This is a genomic window from Parasphingorhabdus marina DSM 22363, assembly GCF_900128895.1.
Taxonomy (GTDB): domain Bacteria; phylum Pseudomonadota; class Alphaproteobacteria; order Sphingomonadales; family Sphingomonadaceae; genus Parasphingorhabdus; species Parasphingorhabdus marina.
In genome coordinates, this window is sequence record NZ_FSQW01000001.1 from 679,015 (window position 1) to 696,265 (window position 17,251).

17 protein-coding genes, 1 tRNA gene and 2 pseudogenes are annotated in these 17,251 nt (G+C 57.4%); 10 read left to right on the top strand and 10 right to left on the bottom strand.

The genetic code is table 11. From position 1 onward, the window contains the following. Positions 1-5: 5 nt before the first annotated feature. The 3 genes from BUQ90_RS03375 to BUQ90_RS03385 are packed head-to-tail and all read left to right on the top strand — an operon-like array spanning position 6 to position 3,499. On the top strand, positions 6-1,220 hold the full coding sequence (locus BUQ90_RS03375; protein ID WP_143182706.1) for a hypothetical protein: 1,215 nt from the start codon (positions 6-8) through the stop codon (positions 1,218-1,220). Further along, positions 1,217-2,665, top strand: coding sequence for a GumC family protein (locus tag BUQ90_RS03380; RefSeq protein WP_074203717.1), 1,449 nt, complete (start codon positions 1,217-1,219; stop codon positions 2,663-2,665). The genes BUQ90_RS03375 and BUQ90_RS03380 overlap by 4 nt, the downstream gene beginning before the upstream one ends. 39 nt (positions 2,666-2,704) lie before the next feature. Beyond that, a complete protein-coding gene (locus BUQ90_RS03385) occupies positions 2,705-3,499 on the top strand; it encodes a CpsD/CapB family tyrosine-protein kinase (RefSeq protein ID WP_074203718.1) in 795 nt (264 codons plus the stop codon). Positions 3,500-3,560: 61 nt separating this feature from the next. On the opposite strand, the gene BUQ90_RS03390 is transcribed toward BUQ90_RS03385, so the two are convergent. Then, a complete protein-coding gene (locus tag BUQ90_RS03390) occupies positions 3,561-4,247 on the bottom strand; it encodes a class I SAM-dependent methyltransferase (RefSeq protein WP_159437019.1) in 687 nt (228 codons plus the stop codon). A 195-nt stretch (positions 4,248-4,442) separates the two neighbouring features. Between BUQ90_RS03390 and BUQ90_RS03395 the strand changes: the two genes are divergently transcribed. Then, positions 4,443-5,237 (top strand): hypothetical protein, encoded by a 795-nt coding sequence (locus BUQ90_RS03395; RefSeq protein WP_074203720.1) that lies wholly within the window; start codon positions 4,443-4,445, stop codon positions 5,235-5,237. A gap of 9 nt (positions 5,238-5,246) precedes the next feature. On the opposite strand, the gene BUQ90_RS03400 is transcribed toward BUQ90_RS03395, so the two are convergent. From BUQ90_RS03400 to BUQ90_RS03420, 7 genes and pseudogenes are all read right to left on the bottom strand, one after another. Next, complete coding sequence (locus BUQ90_RS03400; protein ID WP_074203721.1) at positions 5,247-5,891, bottom strand: glycosyltransferase family 25 protein; 645 nt, start codon at positions 5,889-5,891, stop codon at positions 5,247-5,249. Beyond that, a complete protein-coding gene (locus BUQ90_RS03405) occupies positions 5,888-7,192 on the bottom strand; it encodes a glycosyltransferase family 4 protein (protein WP_074203722.1) in 1,305 nt (434 codons plus the stop codon). Before BUQ90_RS03405 ends, BUQ90_RS03400 begins: the two co-directional genes overlap by 4 nt. Further along, positions 7,189-7,584: a hypothetical protein gene (locus BUQ90_RS17765; protein ID WP_204244730.1), complete on the bottom strand. Its 396-nt coding sequence runs from the start codon at positions 7,582-7,584 to the stop codon at positions 7,189-7,191. The genes BUQ90_RS03405 and BUQ90_RS17765 overlap by 4 nt, the downstream gene beginning before the upstream one ends. Further along, positions 7,571-8,206 (bottom strand): glycosyltransferase family A protein, encoded by a 636-nt coding sequence (locus tag BUQ90_RS17770; RefSeq protein WP_204244731.1) that lies wholly within the window; start codon positions 8,204-8,206, stop codon positions 7,571-7,573. Before BUQ90_RS17770 ends, BUQ90_RS17765 begins: the two co-directional genes overlap by 14 nt. Next, complete coding sequence (locus BUQ90_RS03415) at positions 8,199-9,563, bottom strand: oligosaccharide flippase family protein (RefSeq protein WP_074203723.1); 1,365 nt, start codon at positions 9,561-9,563, stop codon at positions 8,199-8,201. The genes BUQ90_RS17770 and BUQ90_RS03415 overlap by 8 nt, the downstream gene beginning before the upstream one ends. A 179-nt stretch (positions 9,564-9,742) precedes the next feature. After that, positions 9,743-9,856 (bottom strand): annotated as a pseudogene (locus tag BUQ90_RS17970) (PEPxxWA-CTERM sorting domain-containing protein); the annotation flags it as partial. Positions 9,857-9,925: 69 nt separating this feature from the next. After that, positions 9,926-10,951: pseudogene (locus BUQ90_RS03420) on the bottom strand (NF038122 family metalloprotease); the annotation flags it as partial. A 408-nt stretch (positions 10,952-11,359) separates the two neighbouring features. Here BUQ90_RS03420 and BUQ90_RS03425 point away from each other — a divergent pair. Beyond that, positions 11,360-12,754: an O-antigen ligase family protein gene (locus tag BUQ90_RS03425; protein ID WP_074203725.1), complete on the top strand. Its 1,395-nt coding sequence runs from the start codon at positions 11,360-11,362 to the stop codon at positions 12,752-12,754. A gap of 27 nt (positions 12,755-12,781) precedes the next feature. Here the strand turns inward: BUQ90_RS03425 and BUQ90_RS03430 are convergent. Further along, a tRNA-Leu gene (locus tag BUQ90_RS03430) sits at positions 12,782-12,870 on the bottom strand. Positions 12,871-13,100: 230 nt separating this feature from the next. Here BUQ90_RS03430 and BUQ90_RS03435 point away from each other — a divergent pair. Further along, a complete protein-coding gene (locus tag BUQ90_RS03435; RefSeq protein WP_074203726.1) occupies positions 13,101-13,397 on the top strand; it encodes a hypothetical protein in 297 nt (98 codons plus the stop codon). 36 nt (positions 13,398-13,433) lie between these two features. On the opposite strand, the gene BUQ90_RS03440 is transcribed toward BUQ90_RS03435, so the two are convergent. Next, entirely contained in the window at positions 13,434-14,186 is a 753-nt protein-coding gene (locus BUQ90_RS03440; protein WP_074203727.1) for a zinc-ribbon domain-containing protein, read from the bottom strand. Positions 14,187-14,385: 199 nt separating this feature from the next. On the opposite strand from BUQ90_RS03440, the gene ftsE reads away from it, so the two are divergent. The 4 genes from ftsE (at position 14,386) to BUQ90_RS03460 (ending at position 17,242) form a co-directional block, all read left to right on the top strand. Continuing rightward, on the top strand, positions 14,386-15,099 hold the full coding sequence (gene ftsE / locus BUQ90_RS03445) for a cell division ATP-binding protein FtsE (RefSeq protein ID WP_074204844.1): 714 nt from the start codon (positions 14,386-14,388) through the stop codon (positions 15,097-15,099). Between the two features lie 81 nt (positions 15,100-15,180). Then, entirely contained in the window at positions 15,181-16,008 is an 828-nt protein-coding gene (locus BUQ90_RS03450) for a cell division protein FtsX (protein ID WP_159437020.1), read from the top strand. 8 nt (positions 16,009-16,016) lie between these two features. Next, positions 16,017-16,550, top strand: coding sequence for a YdcF family protein (locus BUQ90_RS03455; protein ID WP_074203729.1), 534 nt, complete (start codon positions 16,017-16,019; stop codon positions 16,548-16,550). After that, positions 16,547-17,242 carry a lysophospholipid acyltransferase family protein gene (locus BUQ90_RS03460; protein ID WP_239447346.1) on the top strand — a complete coding sequence of 232 codons (696 nt, stop codon included), beginning with the start codon at positions 16,547-16,549 and terminating at the stop codon, positions 17,240-17,242. Before BUQ90_RS03455 ends, BUQ90_RS03460 begins: the two co-directional genes overlap by 4 nt. Positions 17,243-17,251: the final 9 nt, after the last annotated feature.

Genomic DNA, 17,251 nt, shown 5'->3' on the forward strand with positions numbered 1-17,251 from the left:
AGACTTTGACCAGAATATTGAAATCCGCCGCACCATTTGCACTGGCAGGCGGCAGCATGATTCTCTCGGCTCCCGCGTTTGCCGAGACGCAATTTTATACCGATGTGTCGCTGGGCGCCGGATGGTCGAGTAACCCGTATCTCCAGAACGGACCACAGGAATCGACGATCAGCGGATCGGTGACGGTTATCCCGCGTTTGGTCCTGACCGAGGATGTCACGACATTTGATTTGCGCGGCCTCGCACGGATCGAGGAATTTGACGAAGATCTCCGTACCAATACCGCCTATGGTCTGAGCGCCAGCGTTGCCCACAGCCTGTCGGAGCGCACGCAACTTCGGGCACAGGCAGGATTTGACGGATCGATTGTTGGCGTCAACAGCGGCTTTTTCAATCCACCAGACGTCATAAACGAGAATTTCCTTCCCCCTGTTGCTGACGATATCGGGCTGAACGGCACCAATCAGCGCCGCACCTCGTTTCAGGGTGGGGTTGGAATAAGCCACAATATCAGCGAGGTTGACAGCATCAGTCTGGATGTATCGGCGACTGCCGTCCGCTTTGGCGACTCCGTCATTCAGGACGAGTATAATTTCTTTACCCAGAATGTCGGCTATTCCCGCGTATTGTCGGAAACCACTTCCATTGGTGCATCTGTAGGCCTGAGTCAGGTGAATTATCTGAATCAGGATCAGGGTGATTCAAATATCATTTCTCCCTCGATCACCTTTGACCAGCAAATTGGTCCTGATTTCGAGCTTTCCGGAGCCGTCGGGGTGTCCTTTGCCCGGGTCGACAACGGACCTCTCGGGAAAACAAATTCGACAGACTTTTCCGGGTCCTTTACCCTTTGCCGACAGGGTCAAACCAATAATTTCTGCCTGAGTGGCAGTCGCCAGACATTGCCTTCGGCCTTTGATGGCGTGCGCTCGCAGACCAGTGTGGGGCTGGGTTATACCCAAAAGCTCTCGCGCAAGAATGATCTGAGTATAAATGCGGGCTATTCCCGGTCGTCCAACCCGGTACTGGGACCCACTCAGATCGCCACCGAAACCCTGGAATATGTCCGCGGATCGGCGACATTCAATCATCGATTCCAGGACCGTATCACAGGATTCATATCCGTCGGATATTCCGATACCTATCAGCGGAGCATTAGCCGCGAGGCCAATACCCAGGCCAGCATCGGAATCAGGGTCAGATTTGGGAACGATCAATGAGCATTGACAGTCTGGATGATCAGGAATTTGAAGCCGGCAATCTGCTGTCCCAGATCCCTGTCATTATGTGGCAGCGCAAGTGGCTTTTCATTATTCCCTTCATTCTGTGCATCATCGCCAGTGCAATCACCTATTTTGTTCTTCCGACAGTTTACCGGTCGCAGGCGATCCTGCTGGTGCAGTCTGCTCAGCTTCCCGAGGAAATTGCGGGAGACGGTACCAATGAAATTGCCGATCGCCGGATCTTGCGTATTCGCCAGCAGGTATTGAGCCGCCCGGGACTGATCGAACTCATCAACAGATATGAGCTGTACCAGTCCGACCGCGGCAGCACGCCATTGTCGGAAATTGTCGAAAGCATGCGTGACTCGATCGAAATCGCGCCAATGACAGCGGAAGTCTCGCGCCTTGGTACCGGGCAGAATGCGACCATAGCTTTCATGCTCGCCTATGAATATTCCGATCCCGTCAAAGCGCAGAGCGTTGCCCAGGACCTGACCGAACAGGTTTTGCAGCTCGACTCCTCGGTCAATTCACAGCAGGCGAGCAGTACCGAAGAGTTTCTGACCGACCAGGCCGCAGGTCTGGAGGTGCAAATCCAGACCCTGGAAAACCAGATTGCGACGATCAAGGCGCAAAACGGAGCCGTGCTGGCCAATAGCGGCGTCCCCATGTTTGGCGGCGGCGGCAGCTATGATGTGCAAATCGGCGCCCTGCAGCGCGAAAATTCGCAGCTCGTCACCCAGCGCGAAGAATTGCTCAAATCTTCAAATCGCGATCCCGTTGTAACGTCGGCAGAGCAACAGCTTGCCGGTGCCAGAGCGGTTTATTCCGATGATCATCCCGATGTCATTATTGCCAAACAGCGCCTGGCCGAAGCCAAGCAACTGGCGGACCAGAATGTGACAAAGATACCCGTAGACAGTATCGACCAGCAAATCGCATTTAATAACACACAGATTTCTGCGCTGCGGTCGGCAAAAGCCGCTGACACTGCGCGGATGAGTGCAGCCCTGTCTGCGCAGTCGAGGGCGCCGCTGGTGTTGCAGCAGATTGAGTCCCTGCAGCTGCGGCTTAACGGACTCAATGAGCAGTATCAGACCGTATCCCGCAGACTGCTCGCCGCTCAGGCCGGGGTGAAGGCAGAAAACGAGCAAATGGGCGAACGGCTTTCGGTTATTGATCCGCCGGTGATCCCGGACAAGCCATCATCGCCCGACTGGATGCTATTGTCTGCAGCCGGGTTCGGCGGCGGGATAGCACTGGGATTATTGCTGGTGTTTGGAACCGAGCTGTTCATGCAGCCGATCCGTGACCCCAAGACCATATCAAACGTGCTGGGCGCGCCGCCCATGGTTGTCGTCCCGACAATCCGGGAGCAAGGGCAGGAAAAGCCTGCCCGGAGTTTCTGGCCATTCCGACGAAAAACTGCCGAAGCCATTTAGCACCTTCATTCTTCTCTCAAATTTCCGTGGAACCCACTCGTGTCCGACACCTTTACTGAATCCTCAGATTTTTCCCCGCCCCTGGTGATTCCAACACCTGCGGAGCTCGAAGCGCTTCTTCCTGATGAAGAGACGCTGGAGGAGAACCATGTCGTCGGCTTCCGGGGCAATGACATCCGTTCACGCCCCTTCAACCTCCTGCGCTCGCAGGTTGTGAAGGAACTGGACGCCCAGGAATGGAAAATTCTGGGCATGACATCTGCGACACCGGCGGCCGGCAAGTCGTTTCTGTCCCTCAATCTGGCGGCGGCCCTGTCGCGCCTTGCTGATCAGACGGTATATCTTTTCGATTTTGATCTGCGACGAGGTTCGCTTGCCGAAGCTCTGGGAATCCACGGCAAGCTTGGCCTGGGCGAGTTTCTTGAGGGGAAAACCGACGACCTGAAGGCCGTTGGTCACCGCATAAATGACAGTAATCTGGCGTTTTTCCCCTGCTATCGGGTCAAGACCAATTCCGCCGAGATGCTTGCGGGCAAGCGATTTGAACAGCTTATGGAAGCCATTGCGCGGCTACCTGATGACGCGATTGTCATTTGCGATCTCCCACCGGCTTTTGCCAATGACGACACGCTGATGATCGCACAGTTTCTCGATGCCTACATGCTGGTAATCGAACAGGGAATCACAACCAAAAAGCAGATGAACAATACCGTGTCACTGCTCAAACCGACGCCTTGCCTGGGAACGGTTCTCAACCGCTATGTCGGCGGCCTGGTGGACCCTTATGGCTATGGGTACGGGTCGGGCGCCTATTCCAAATATTACGCGGACTAGACCGGCCGGAAAGCCAGACGCTTGCTGATCCCGTGCTGGCAGAGCGGCGCGACCCGCTCAGTCAGCGGATATCTTCATGGACTTTGTGGAGGATCTCCGGCGTAATATCTTGCCGGAGCGTATCGGCTGAAATGCGAAAGCAGGCCGTTCGTCCAGTGATTTCCGGTGTGCCGAGATAGTCCTCGACTGCGGCATAATGATCCCGCCCGACATAATCGTCGACATGAATCACGGTCTCTGCACCGGCCTGCACCGCTTCGTAGGCAGATGCCAGCGCGCAGGCTCTGCGAAACCGGCCATCGACCAGAATCAGATCGGGGAATCGTCCCGTCGAAGCCACCTGAGCAAACGCTTTTTCGGTATAGTTCCGCCAGCGCTGATGATGCTTTGCTGTCGGGCGCGTAAAGACGGGATAGCCCCAGTCTTCCGTCATCCCGATGTCGCTGTGAATGATCGTGACAGGTGCATCCTTGCCGACGGCATCGCTCACGGCTTGCGCGAATTTGCGGTCGCTTTCGACACAGATGGTTTCAACGCCTGCTCGTGCTGCGATCAGGGTCGAAGCCCCCGAGCCAAATTCGAGATAAAATTGCACATTTTGAATCTGTTCGCGGAACAGGGCCTCAAAATCCGGATCAAATGCCGGTTGGTCGGAGATGGTGATTCCGCTGCGGATGCCGGACCATTTGAGACGCATCGCTCTGCCCAGGGCGCGCATATCCTGAAATGATTGAGGAAGTTTCGACATTTCCGGAAATTCCCTTGCATAATCACGAGGATAGGATTTCTGCGTGCATGTTTTGCACTCGCCCGATGTCTCGTCAAGCCATCGCGCCATCCCGATTAGCAGGAATGTCCTTAACAATATGGTAAAGCTGATCGACAGGGGCTGCCGGTTGTGCAAATAGGCGTCCGGTCGCGCACAAGATTGGCGGAGTCTCCCTTGGCATTGCAAAAGCTCAATTCACTCTGGGTCGGCAACAAACTCAGTTATCTGGAACGCCTTTGCCTGGTGTCCGGGCTGGCCACGGGCCACGAATTCACACTTTGGTCCTATGAACCCGACAAGCTGGAAGGGGTGCCTGATGGTGTGGAATTGCGAGATGCTGCGGAGGTGATGCCCCGCGAGCGGTTGCTGACCTATGCCGATACTGGATCGGTCGCACTGGGTGCCAATTTCTGGCGCTATGAGCTGCTCGCCAAAGACCTCGGTTACTGGGTGGACATGGACTTCTATTTTCTCCGCCCGCTCGATTTTGCCGAAGATCATGTATTCGGCTGGGAATATGAAGGCTGGGTCAACAACGCCGTGCTATTGGCGCCGGCAGGTTCCGCGATGGTCCATGATCTCAACACCATTCCGCAACCCAATCAGCGCCCCCCCTGGTTTGGCCCCAAACGGTCGCTGGCCTTCTACTGGCAGCGCCTGACAAAGGGCCCGATCGGACTGGATGAGATGCCCTGGGGCACCTACGCGTCGGGGCTGGTTACGCATGTGATCAAGAAGAACAACATCGAAAACCATGCGAAGCCGCCGACCGTTTTCTATCCGGTGCGATGGAAAGATGCGCGGACGCTCTATGAACCGGCAGCGGTGGTTGAAGGCATGCTGGCAGAAGATACGCGGGCGGTACACATGTGGCACAGCCGCCTTGTCGGACTGTTTGACAAGCCGCCGGCACCCGGATCTTATATTGATCTGGTCTGCCGCAAGCACGATATCGATACGTCCTGGTAGGACGCAGGCCTAGCGGACCAGCAGGCGTTTCAGCTTGCGTGCGGCGGCAACGGCGGTGCGAATAACCGGGACTCTGTCAAAAAACTTCAGATCCGCAATATCGGTTCGAGACGGCCGCTGATATCCGATGACCGGTTCGGCAAACAGGGTTTTGGTATCGGGAAAGGCACGCCGGTACCAGACATAAGCTCCGTCAATGGGCGGGTGAATTCCCTCATATTCCAATGTTTTCAAATAGTTGGAAAGATGGATTGCAGTATCGGGAGCAAAGCCCATCATGTGCGCCCCGATGATATTGCTCGCCGGCAGGTCATCCGGATCAGACGCCTCATATCCGCCATAGAAGACAGACCAGTCGTCCGGCGGCGCATAGAGCGCGGCGTCGGGAACAAAGTCGCAATCGTCTTCCAGTATCAGCACCCGATGCCCGTTTTCTGCTGCCTCCTCCAGAATTGCGAGGTGACTTTGATATACGCCGCGCGCGCCGGGCGAGCTGAACGGTCCGGCTTCATCAAACTGAAAAGCCTGGAAAAAGGCCACGCGCGGGTCGTCGAGCAGACCGAGGCGTTTCAGTTCGCCTTCCATTTCCGCCCGCCGGTCCGTGCGGTGGGGCAGATTGATGATCCGGATGCTGTCGAACTGGTCAAAAATCATGGTTGTTCCCCTCGCGGAAGCGGCGCACCGGCCTGCTTCGCATTGGCAAAGAGTTCGGGTAAAGGAGAAACCGCAATTTTTACGTCAAATTCTTCCGATATTTTCACGCGGGCCCTCTCGGCTCTTTTGCTGGCGCCGGCTGCATCCGACAATGTCCGGTCCAGCGCTCGCCGCAGACCATCCCAGTCCGCGGGATGGAACAGCAAGCCGTTATGTTCATCGTCAATCAGTTCGGGAACGCCAGCGATGCGGCTGGCGACAACTGGCTTGCCCAGCGCCATGCCCTCCATCAGAACAACAGGCAGACCCTCCATGAAGCTCGGCAGGACAAGAATGTCCGAACCGGCAATGGCCGCCAGCGTATCCTGTTCAGACAGACGCCCGGCCATTTTCACACGGTCGCTGATCGCCAGCTCATCGCACTGCGCCTGGATTTCCGCCTGAGCCGGGCCATCGCCGACCAGCAGAAGCTCGACGTCATGCCCCTCCCGCACGAGACCGGCAAAGGCCTGAAGCAGCCCCGGATGGCCTTTTTCGCTGGACAGTCGCGCCACGCAAATAATCTGCTTGCGGGTTCGCTCTCCATTCGGCTCCGACCGCCGGGGGAGTTCATCCAGCGTGATGCCACAGCGCACGATGTGAAACTTGTCCCAGACGCGGACCGGAACAATCCGCATCGCCTGCGCCCGTCCAAACCACGATACGCAAGCCACAAACCGGGCTTCGGCAATCTTGTCGGCGAGCAGCAAGCCGGCCGGATAGTCGGTTTCGGAAATGCCGTGCAGGGTCAGGCTCCAGGGGATCTTGTTGAACCGTGACGCGAGCATGCCGACGGTTGCCGCGCTGTTGGCGAAATGGTTGTGGAGGTGGCCGACACCGTCCTTTTCCAGTTGCCGGGCAAGGACGATGCTTTCGGCAAAATGGAAAAGCGCCCAGATCAGGGCCCTGAGTCCCGGCACCCGGTGGCGCATGGCTCGGGTGAAACAGGACAAATAGCGCAGCGGGCGGGTGAACAGCGCTCTCAGATGGCTGACCACATAGGCCCCAATCCCCGCGTTCAGCACATAATATGTTTCCTCACGCATCCGCTGATCGGCGGCACTTGCCAGGTCAGTTTCGGGCCGCCGGATGCTATAGGTTTTGATGGGCAGTCCGCCCGATCGCAGCTGTTCGATCTCGCGGCGAATGAAGGTGTGGGAAGCGGCCGGATACTGGCTGGTCAGATAGCCGATCGTACCGGCGTGAAGCGGTTCCCGGCCTCCGGTCTTTTGACCGTTTTCCTGTTCAAGCTTTCCGGTCATTTGTAGAAAATCGTGCCTCCCTGACGCCCCAGCAACTTTCTTTTGGCATATCGCACGATGCCGGCCAGTTCAGCAAATTTTCCGATCATGGTGAGGCCCGCCTGCTGCCAGGAGAATTTCCGGGCCACGCCGTCACGAACCGCCATGCGCATGATTTGCAACGCATAGGCGAGTGGCAGTCCCGCCCAGAATATCGGCTGGAACCATCCGGCAATGAGGAAAACGACTGGCAAGACCAGAGCCCAGAACAGGGCGCGGAAAATTTCCCGGCCATAAAGCGGATTGCCGCGCTTGCGGGTGGTGTCCCAGACCTGCGCATAACCGAAGCCGCTGCGGATCGCGCGCAGCCACCATTGGCGGAAGTGATGCATGTCTGCGTCATGGATGGTCATCGGCGCGTCGAGCCGCCAGATTTTCAGGCCTGCCGCGCGCAATCTGTGGCATAGTTCGGGTTCTTCGCCGGCAATCATGGCCGGCGAAGAACCCCCCCGTTATCGCGAGAGCCTCGCCGCGCATCAGGGCATCGCCGCCACATGCCGCAGCCTCCCCGATCGCCGTATTCCATTCGCGGTCGCACAGCTGGTTATAGACGGACGCATCCGGATAGCGTTCGCGGCGGCGACCGCAAACCGCGGCGACTTCGGGGTGATCGTCGAGAAACCGGGTGGCGGCTTCCATCCAGCCGGGCTCGACTTCGCAGTCACCGTCCACAAACAGAACAAATTCCGGATCCGGGGTGAGCTGGCGGAGTTTTTCCAGCCCTTCATTGCGCGCCCGGGCCGCCGTGAAGGGCCTGTCCAGGTCGAGATCATGGACGAGGGCGCCGCGCGCCCTGGCCGCTTCCGGACTGCCATCCGTGGACGCGGAATCGACATAGACTATTGGCGCGCGTGATGTCGCGAGCGATTCGAGGCAGCGGACAAGTCGCTCTCCCTCGTTCCGGCCAATGATCACTATCCCGGTCTTCGCATCACCGGAACCGGCCTGGTTGATTGCCGTTCGAGGATCAGACATGGCTCGTATTCCCGTAATATCCGAACCAGGTTTCAAAATCTGCGACCAGGCCGAGCTGGACCAGCAACAGCCGCCATCCCGCAATCAGCAGCAGGAACAGCGTCAGCAGCACAATATCCTGCCGCAGGAAGGAGAGGCCTTCCATCCACTGGGATATCGCAAGCGAGATATAGCGGAACAGATCGGCGATCGCGATGACGCACAAGGCCGCGACAAAACCCGAATAGGTCAATGCCAGCGGTACGGCGATAACCAGCCAGACAAGTTTCGCGAGATTTGCCTGGGCGGTGTGCACCGACTTGCCGATTCCGAGCATGCAGGATTCGCCGATGGTCGAGAGAATCGAGAACCATGTCCCGGCCATCAGGATCGGCAGGAAAAAGGCGGCGGCAAGATAGCGATCATCATAGAGCAGGACGATGATCACGTCCGAAATCGCCACAACAAGGGACAGGCCAAGTGCGGCAGCCAGCAGAGCCTTCTTCCGGAGGCCTGAAATCGCTGGCCGGAGCTCTGAGCGATCTTTGGCGAAGCCGGCGACTTTCGGAAAGACCATCATGTTGCCGACGCGCTGTGCGAGCAGGGCGATCATGTCCGAAAACGTCCGCGCGATGCCGTATATGCCGAGCAGGGCAAAGGGTATTTCCTTGGCGAAATAGAGGCGATCAAAATTCATCGCGAGGAAAAAGACGATGGACGAGGCGAACACCCATTTGCCGAACGAGATGATCGCCTTCACATGTTCCTTGTGAATGGCAATGCGGTGCGTGCGATAGTCGATCAGGAAAAAGCTGGCCGCGGAACAAATGGCTGTGGACAGGACGAGGCCGACCACCAGCGCCCAGATGGTTGGCGAATATAGCGCCAGTGCGATATGGACCACCGCCGTGACCACGCCGGTAAAGACATCGAAATAGGCCAGGGTTTTCACTTCCTGGCGTTTTTGCAAGATATAGCGGGAGGGCGACTGGAATCCCGTCAGCAGGAAAACGATGGCGACGACCGGAATGATTTCAACAAGCTCACGGCTTTCGTAGAAGCCGGCAATCGGACTCGCCAGCAGCAGTGCAATGCCGAAAAGCAATATCCCGCGAATGATCTGGATCGTCCACGCGCTGTTATAAAAATCGGGTTTGTCACCCTGGCGGTTGCTGACGATATTCTGACCGATGCCGATGTCGGAAAGCAGTTCGATTCCGGTCCGCAGCGTATTGACGATAACCATCATCCCGAACAGCTGGGGTGCCAGCAGGCGCGCAAGAATGACATTGGTGACAAGGCGCAGGACCTGCGCCGCACCGTAGGATCCGGCCACCCAGGTCAGCTGGGACATCATGCGGCGGGAAAAAATTGTCATTGCAATGGTCTCGCCGGATCGAACATGATGCAGACGCTGTAGCCTATTTCGTTGCGCCGTACAAAGAAGCTGTCTGCATAGCCGTAATTGCTGAAAATTGACTTAACCATCTGAATAGATGAATCAAAAAACCCGCCAGCTTTCGCCAGCGGGTTTTTCGATAACTTGCCTGAGTCAGATCAGGCGTAGCTGATCTTTGTGGTCATCTTGCGACGACGACGCATTGCACCGCCAATCAGGCCAAAGCCGCCGATCATCATCGCCCAGCTTGCCGGTTCCGGAACAGCCGAAACTTCAAGTTCGCTCGTCCGGAACTCTCGGTCCAGTTCGACAAGAGCATTGTAGTTCAGGTTCCAGCCAAAGGCATCAAAAGCCGCCAGATCGAGGTTGGTGATAATCCCTTCCTGATTACGCCCGAAGGTCGGGTCCATGATTCCCCGTTGTTCCTCGCCAAATCCGACATCTCTCCAGTGACTGGCCTGGCGTCCGTCGCCATTAAAATCGCCGGTCGAGAAAAAGGCATCACCGCCAAAATTGGTCACGCCGCCATCAATCGAGAAATAGGATGCGGTATTGGGGTCTTCATGTCCGCCAAAGGCCCAGTCGAGAACACCGGCTGCGGCGCTTTCCTGGCTATACCGGAACAGGTCCAGTCCGGAAAAGATCACAAAGTCATCGAGAACCGGGTTTCCGTCAAAGAAATCATAGGTGTCTACACCGCTCACAAATCCCAGCGCATGGCCGATTTCATGAATGGCTATGCCGACAAAGTCGAACGCACCGGCATCGATACCGTCGGTCGGATTGAAATCGAATGCAAATTCCGTGCTGAACTGAACCGTGCCATCGGTGCGGTTCGCGTCAAGCGCATCGCCATTCACGTCGACGGCAAAATCGCCGAGGGCTTTCGATACCGCCGAATTGAGGGCCAGCACCGAATTGTTCACCCCGCCGTCATTATCGATTTCGCGTGTAAACTCTCCAGGATTAGCGCCGGGTCGTGACAGAATGGCACCCACCGAATCGCCCGGAATAATTGCCGATGGTGTGGTGTTTGGAAGTACCACAGCCGCATCCAGCGCCGTCGTACCGGTCGCTGCAAGCCGGCTGGTATATTCGCCAACCGCAATCAGGTCACGATTGCTGGTTGCCCCGCCAAGAACGCCGGGATCGAGCTGGGAAAAGCCGACGTCCAGATTGATCGTTGCATCGTTGGTAAACACGCTTTCCCAGAAGCGTGCGGCAGCACTGAATGCGTTAAAGGCTCCCGTGCCTTCTTCCACACCGCCGAGATTGTTCAGCACAATCGTCAGAGCGTTGGCAGGCACAGTCGCCAGCGGCAGCGCTACAAGCGCAGCGCTAGCCATTAACAATTTGGATTTATTCATGATTTTCCCCTCAACTTCGCCAGAATAGGCTTAACAAAGAGTTAATTCGAAGCCGCAAAAAGAGTCAACGAGCATAGCTGCCCGGACAAAAAAAGCAGGAGAAAATGAGATAAAATCTCATTTTTCCACGATTTTTAGGCGGGAAAAAGGCCCGGATTTTGGCCGTTTTTCTGGAGCGAAAGAGAATGATTCTCAATAAGCCAAAATGCCCCCGCCGCCGCTGTCCCACAACGGGACGGCGTTAACCGCCTTGCTTGCTGGACCAGCACCGGAATTTTTGGTCCAATCCTTACCTGGCGGCACCAAAAAGTGCAGATGCGGGATGATTTTTGAGTCGGAAAGGTCTAACAGACGGGTGCAAGAGGTTGAGTGGCACATGACGGATCATGACAGCATGGAGATAGGCGCATGAGGTTCGTTGCCCTTGTCGTGATCATGCTGTCGATACCAGTGTTCATGACGCTGTATCGCCAAAACGCCAGATACCGGCGCTACATGTATTTTGCACTGGGATTTATGCCGTTTCTTATTGCGGGCTGGAATCTTGATGCCGCATTTATCAGCTGGGCCGCCTGGCCGGGCCAAACCAAGGGCGTGATCATTTCCCTTCTCGACGCAATGGCGCTCGGGATCATTCTTGCGTCGCGGGCACGGGTGTTCACCTACCCCTTTGTCGGCATTATCCTAGCCTATTTGCTGTCCGCGGCCTTGTCCATTTTCTTTGCCGATAACCCGCAAGCTGCGTTTTTCTATGTCTGGCAACTGGGCACAGTGTTGCTGGTCTTTATGGCAGTGGCCACCGTGTGCCGGAATGAAGCCGCGCCGCGGCTGATCATTGCCGGACTGGTGTGCGGGATTGCATTGCAGGCCGGTGTCGCGACCAGCCAGAAATTGTCAGGTGTGGTACAGGCAAGCGGAACGCTCGGGCACCAGAACCTGCTGGGCATGGTCACCCATTTTGTCCTCTATCCGTCGCTGGCTTTGCTGCTTGCATCGAACAAGAGCAAACTGCCCTTGCTGGGTGTCGCTTCCGCCCTGATCGTGGTGGCTTCCGGTGCATCCAGAGCGACAATCGGATTTGCGGGAATCGGGGTTGTATTGCTCATCGGCCTTTCGATGATCCGCAAACCGAGTGCACGCAAAACCCGTGCGGCAATTGCCGGACTTTTGGTGCTTGCCATCGCGACCCCGGTTGCCCTGGCATCACTGGAACAACGCTTCGCGATCAGTTCGGCCGAGGGCAGCTCCGAGGAGCGCCAGGCATTTGAACGGGCCGCGGCGATGATCCTGGCCGACAATCCGATGGGCGTTGGCGCCAACCAGTATGTTGTGGTTGCGAACACCCGTGGATATTCGGAAGAGGCCGGTGTGATCTGGAACTATGCCAGTCGTTCTGCAAAGGTCCATAATGCCTATTTGCTGGTTGCCGCAGAGACCGGCTATTTGGGGCTCGTTTGTTTCATGCTTTTCCTTTTTGTCCCGATATTTGCCGCATTGCGTTTTGCCTGGCAAAATCGGGGAGATCCGAGAGGGGATCTGGCATTGGGAATCGGTGTCGCCATGTTCATCGTGTCGCTCCACTGTCTCTACGAGTGGGTTCTGGTGACCGCGTCGGTGCAATATATGATCGCCATAAATCTGGGGATCCTTGGTGGTCTGATATTGCAACGCAAGGCCGAGAAGCGCGCAGCGATCCTGGAACGCAAGAAAATCAGCGAAAGCGGACGTTCGGGAAAAATTCCGGCGATGTCGCGAAAGGGACGAAGAAGCCGGCGCCTTGGTCCCAAACCGGCGTCTGATTGACCAGCAATATGTCTTGAGCCGGATGACTGGTGCGGTCGAGAAGACTCGAACTTCCACGGGAGATTAATCCCACAGCGACCTCAACGCTGCGCGTCTACCAATTCCGCCACGACCGCACATGTCATCTGGAGAAGGGGCGTATCGCCCCGAGGTAGGCGGGTGCCATTAGCAAAGGGTCCGGAGTCCCGCAACAGATATTCTTGGTGCATTTCGGCCGACTGATCATGACAGTCTGGCCGGATATCTGTCCCTTTGCAGTACAGTTTTCCGCATCGCGTCCGTTTTCAGAGGTTCAGGCCCACATATCGGCCCGTTAACCTTTTATTTACCTTGCCGGATGGTCCCCATGCCCGCTCTTTTGTTGTCGATGGACTTGATATTTGCCCCCCTGGTTCTGCTGGCCGGCTCGGCGACGGCAGAATTGCCGGTCAGCCGGTCGAACGGGCCGCGAGCCGGGGCCAGGGCATCCGTATCGGCCCGGATCATTCGCGGAGAGTCCGTGCGCTTTGAAGCGCCGGATCCCCGTGCCCGTTCTCTGCCTATCGGCAGCGATAGCAACAGCCTGGTGCTGCCAAAAGCCCGTGATCGCAAGTCGGCAAATATTGGCGGCGAAACGCAGCAGATCCTGATCGAATTCTATTGAACGATTCCAGGCGGTTATTTTGGGTTTGGTTCGACTTTATTCAGTAGGCGTGGATATGTCGGCCCAGCCGATTTCAAGATCGGTAGCCGCCCGCGGGACATCCAGCTTGGCTTCATTGAAATTGACCTTGCCGCCAGGCGCCAGTGTCTTCACCGGAGGCTTCATTTGCCAGCTATAGACGATCCGTCCGCTGGCATCGCGGAGCATCACGAGCATCGGCGGAACCGGCTGTTCGGTATCGGAAGGATTGATCACTGTGCCGCTGGCGGCGAAATATTCCGTCCCGTCCGGCAACGTCCGGCGATCCTGATTGGCTGAGAGTTCGATGAGCAACGGGGTCTGGTCGACCGAGGCGAAACGATAGCTTTCAAACCAGTTGGGCGCACCGAATATGTACAGCGCGCCGCCGATGACCGAAACGGCAAGCGCAAAAGCGATCGCTGCCGCTGTCCACAATTTGGCCGGATTGCGCCGCGGCTTGAACGGCGGTTCGTGGGCGAAGCTGCTTTCGTCCGTGGCGTAGGAAGGAATATCGGGAACCGGTCCTGCCTGTGCGGCATGGGCTGCCAGCGATGTTTCTTCCGGAACAACGGCCTTGGGCGGAGCCGGTTTTGGCGCCGTTTCAGGGATAGGCGGGGTCGGCGCGGGGGCCGGGGGAGGTTCGGTGATTCCACCTTCCTGAAACCAGCTGTGACGGCATGACGCACAGCGCACGGATCGGCCGGTCGGGCCGATAGCACTGTCCGGAACAAGATATCGCGTCTTACATGCCGGGCAATTCAATATCATGACGTCACTCTAAACACGCCGTAACACGAAACTGCAAGCCCGCGGTGCATGGTTTTGAGACAAGGACCGGAAATTCTGCGTTTCGAACGCGTCAAAAGGCAAAGCCGGTGATCTGCCAGTTGATTTCCCGCCTGCGAAAGGACTATTGGACAGGGCGGCCCGCAAGCAAGGTGCCGACACAGGTGGATCGATTGTCCGAATGAATGAAATTGTTCAGTTTGAAAATGTCGGATTGCGCTATGGGGCCGGTGCCGAAACGCTGTCGGATCTCAGTTTTACGCTATATCCGGGCAGTTTCTACTTCCTGACCGGCGCCTCCGGAGCGGGCAAGACGTCGCTGCTCAAGCTGCTCTATCTGTCGCAGCGTCCCAGCCGGGGTGTCATTCGGCTTTTTGGAGAGGATGCGGTGACCATGCCGCGTGCCCGATTGCCCGGATTTCGCCGCCGGATTGGCGTGGTGTTCCAGGATTTTCGCCTGGTTCCGCATTTGTCGGCCTTTGACAATATTGCACTGCCTTTGCGGGTGGCCGGCGTACGGGAGAAGGATCTCGAAACGCCGGTCGCGGAAATGCTCGACTGGGTCGGGCTTGGTGACCGGGCATCAGCTCGCCCTGCGACCTTGTCTGGTGGAGAACAGCAACGGGTGGCTATTGCGCGTGCTGTTATCGGACGTCCGGAGATTCTGGTGGCGGACGAGCCAACCGGAAATGTGGACCCCGACATGGCCGTCCGCCTGCTGCAACTGTTCGAAGCCCTGAACACTTTGGGTACCACTATTGTGGTGGCGACCCATGACATCCATCTGCTCAGCAAGGTTCCCGGCGCCCAGATGATGAAGCTGGAAAAGGGTAGCCTGTCGGATCCGACAGGCTCGCTGCGCCATCCGCCGATACCGCAAGATACAACGGTTTGATTCGGCGAACGGATGCTCCAGTTTTTCTTCATACCCGGCCATGACCGCAGACTGATCCCGGAAGGCCGATTGTCTGGACCCATGCCCTGGGTTATTGCGATCATGATTTTCCTGATGGTGCTGGCGACGGCGGCGGGCCTCGCCTTTTCCGAGGCCGCGCGAAGTGTTTCTGATGACCTGTCCAGCCGTGTGACCGTGCAGATTGTTGAAGCGAATGCGGATGTCAGGAACCGGCAAAGCGAGGATGTGGCGGCCAGTCTGCGCGGACTGGACATTGTGGCGCAGGTCCGGGTGCTGCCGGAAGGAGAAATTCGAGAACTGATCGAACCCTGGCTGGGCACGCAGGATATCGGCGAAGACATCCCCCTGCCGGCACTGATTGACGTCACTCTGGCCCGGAAGGCAGGTCCGGCAGAGCTGGAAGAGCTGCAATCTGCCGCCGCTCAGCTGTCCTCTGCCGCGCGGGTCGAACCCAGCAGCGGTCTTATCGAGCCGGTTATCGATCTGGTGCGGTCACTCCAGTGGATTGCTTTGGGACTCGTGTTTCTGCTTGCTGCCGCCACCGCTGCCGCTGTCATCATTTCGGCCCGGGCTGCTCTCAATACCCATGACGAGACAATCGGGATCATCCATTTGCTGGGCGGAACGGATCGTCAGATCAGCAAGCTGTTTCAGCGCCGCATAGCACTGGACGCCTTGCTTGGGGGCATAATCGGGCTGGTGGGCGGCGCCGCGATCATCTGGTTGCTCGGCATGCAGCTCTCCGCTCTGGGGTCCGGCCTGGTCCAGTCACTGGGGCTTTCGTGGCAGAGCATGTTGATTATCGCTGCCATTCCGATAATGGGAATGCTCCTCGCGATGATGACCGCCCGCATGACCATCATGGGCGCGTTGAAAAAGATCTTGTAGTTTCGCTTATGCTATTGCGCCTTTTCAGTTTTCTGTTCCTCATCTGGATGATCGGTTTTGCCTGGTTTACCATCGATCTGCCGCGTCCGGCGGGATCGGATGTCGAAACGGATTCCGCCGTCGTCCTGACCGGTGGACCGGGCCGGATCGAGCATGCGCTGCGCCTGGTCGAAGGCGAAAAGGCGGAACGGTTACTGGTGTCCGGTGTCGACCGGAATGTGAAACCCAACGAACTGGCGGCCCAGTATGAGCGGCCGGAAAGCCTGTTTGAGTGTTGCATTGATCTGGGCTTTCAGGCGGTCGACACCCGGTCCAATGCGCTGGAGACCGCGCGATGGGCGGCGCGGCGCGAGGATCGCTCGATTCGCCTTGTGACTTCGGACTGGCACATGCGGCGCGCCCGGCTGGAACTGGAGCGCGCCTTGCCGCCGGAGATTTCCATCACCGAAGATGCCGTATCCACCGCGCCGTCGCTGGGCACGCTCTTCAAGGAATATAACAAGTTTCTCACGCGATATCTCGCGGCGCTGGTGGGCATATGAAACTGATTTCTGGCATCCGTTCGCTTCTGTTCATTCCCGTTTTCTACGGCGGCTCGACGCCGATCATCATCGTGGCCTTTTTGGTCGCTCTGTTCTCCGTTCGCGGCACCCATGCCATGGCGCGCTGGTGGAGCCGCTATCATTATCTGTGCGCGCGGGTCATTCTGGGCATACGTGTGGAAATCAAGGGGGAGCTGCGCAACGAGCCTCTCCTTTATGTGTTCAAACATGAAAGCATGTTTGAAACCATCGATCTTCTCAGAATTTTCGAAAAGCCGGTAGTGATTGCGAAAAAGGAACTGCTGGTCATCCCCTTATGGGGATGGATTGCCCGCAAGCATGGATTGCTCGGGATTGACCGCAATGGTGGCGGCGCCGCGATGCGGCAGATTATCAAGCAGGCGCGGCGGGCGATTGATGAAGGGCGGCCGATTGTCATATTTGCCGAAGGCAGCCGGGCGCATCACGGCCAGCGACCGGAGCTCCAGACCGGCTTTGCCGGCATCTACAAGTTGCTTGGACTGCCGCTCGTTCCCGTGGCCCTGAACAGCGGAATCATCTCCCCGCGCGATACGTTCGTGCAGCGCAGTGGCGTGATCACTTACGAGGTGCAGGACGAGATTGAACCGGGCCTCGGACGCGACGAGATCCGCGACCGGGTACATGCCGCGATCAATGCGCTGAACGACTGACCGGGTCCG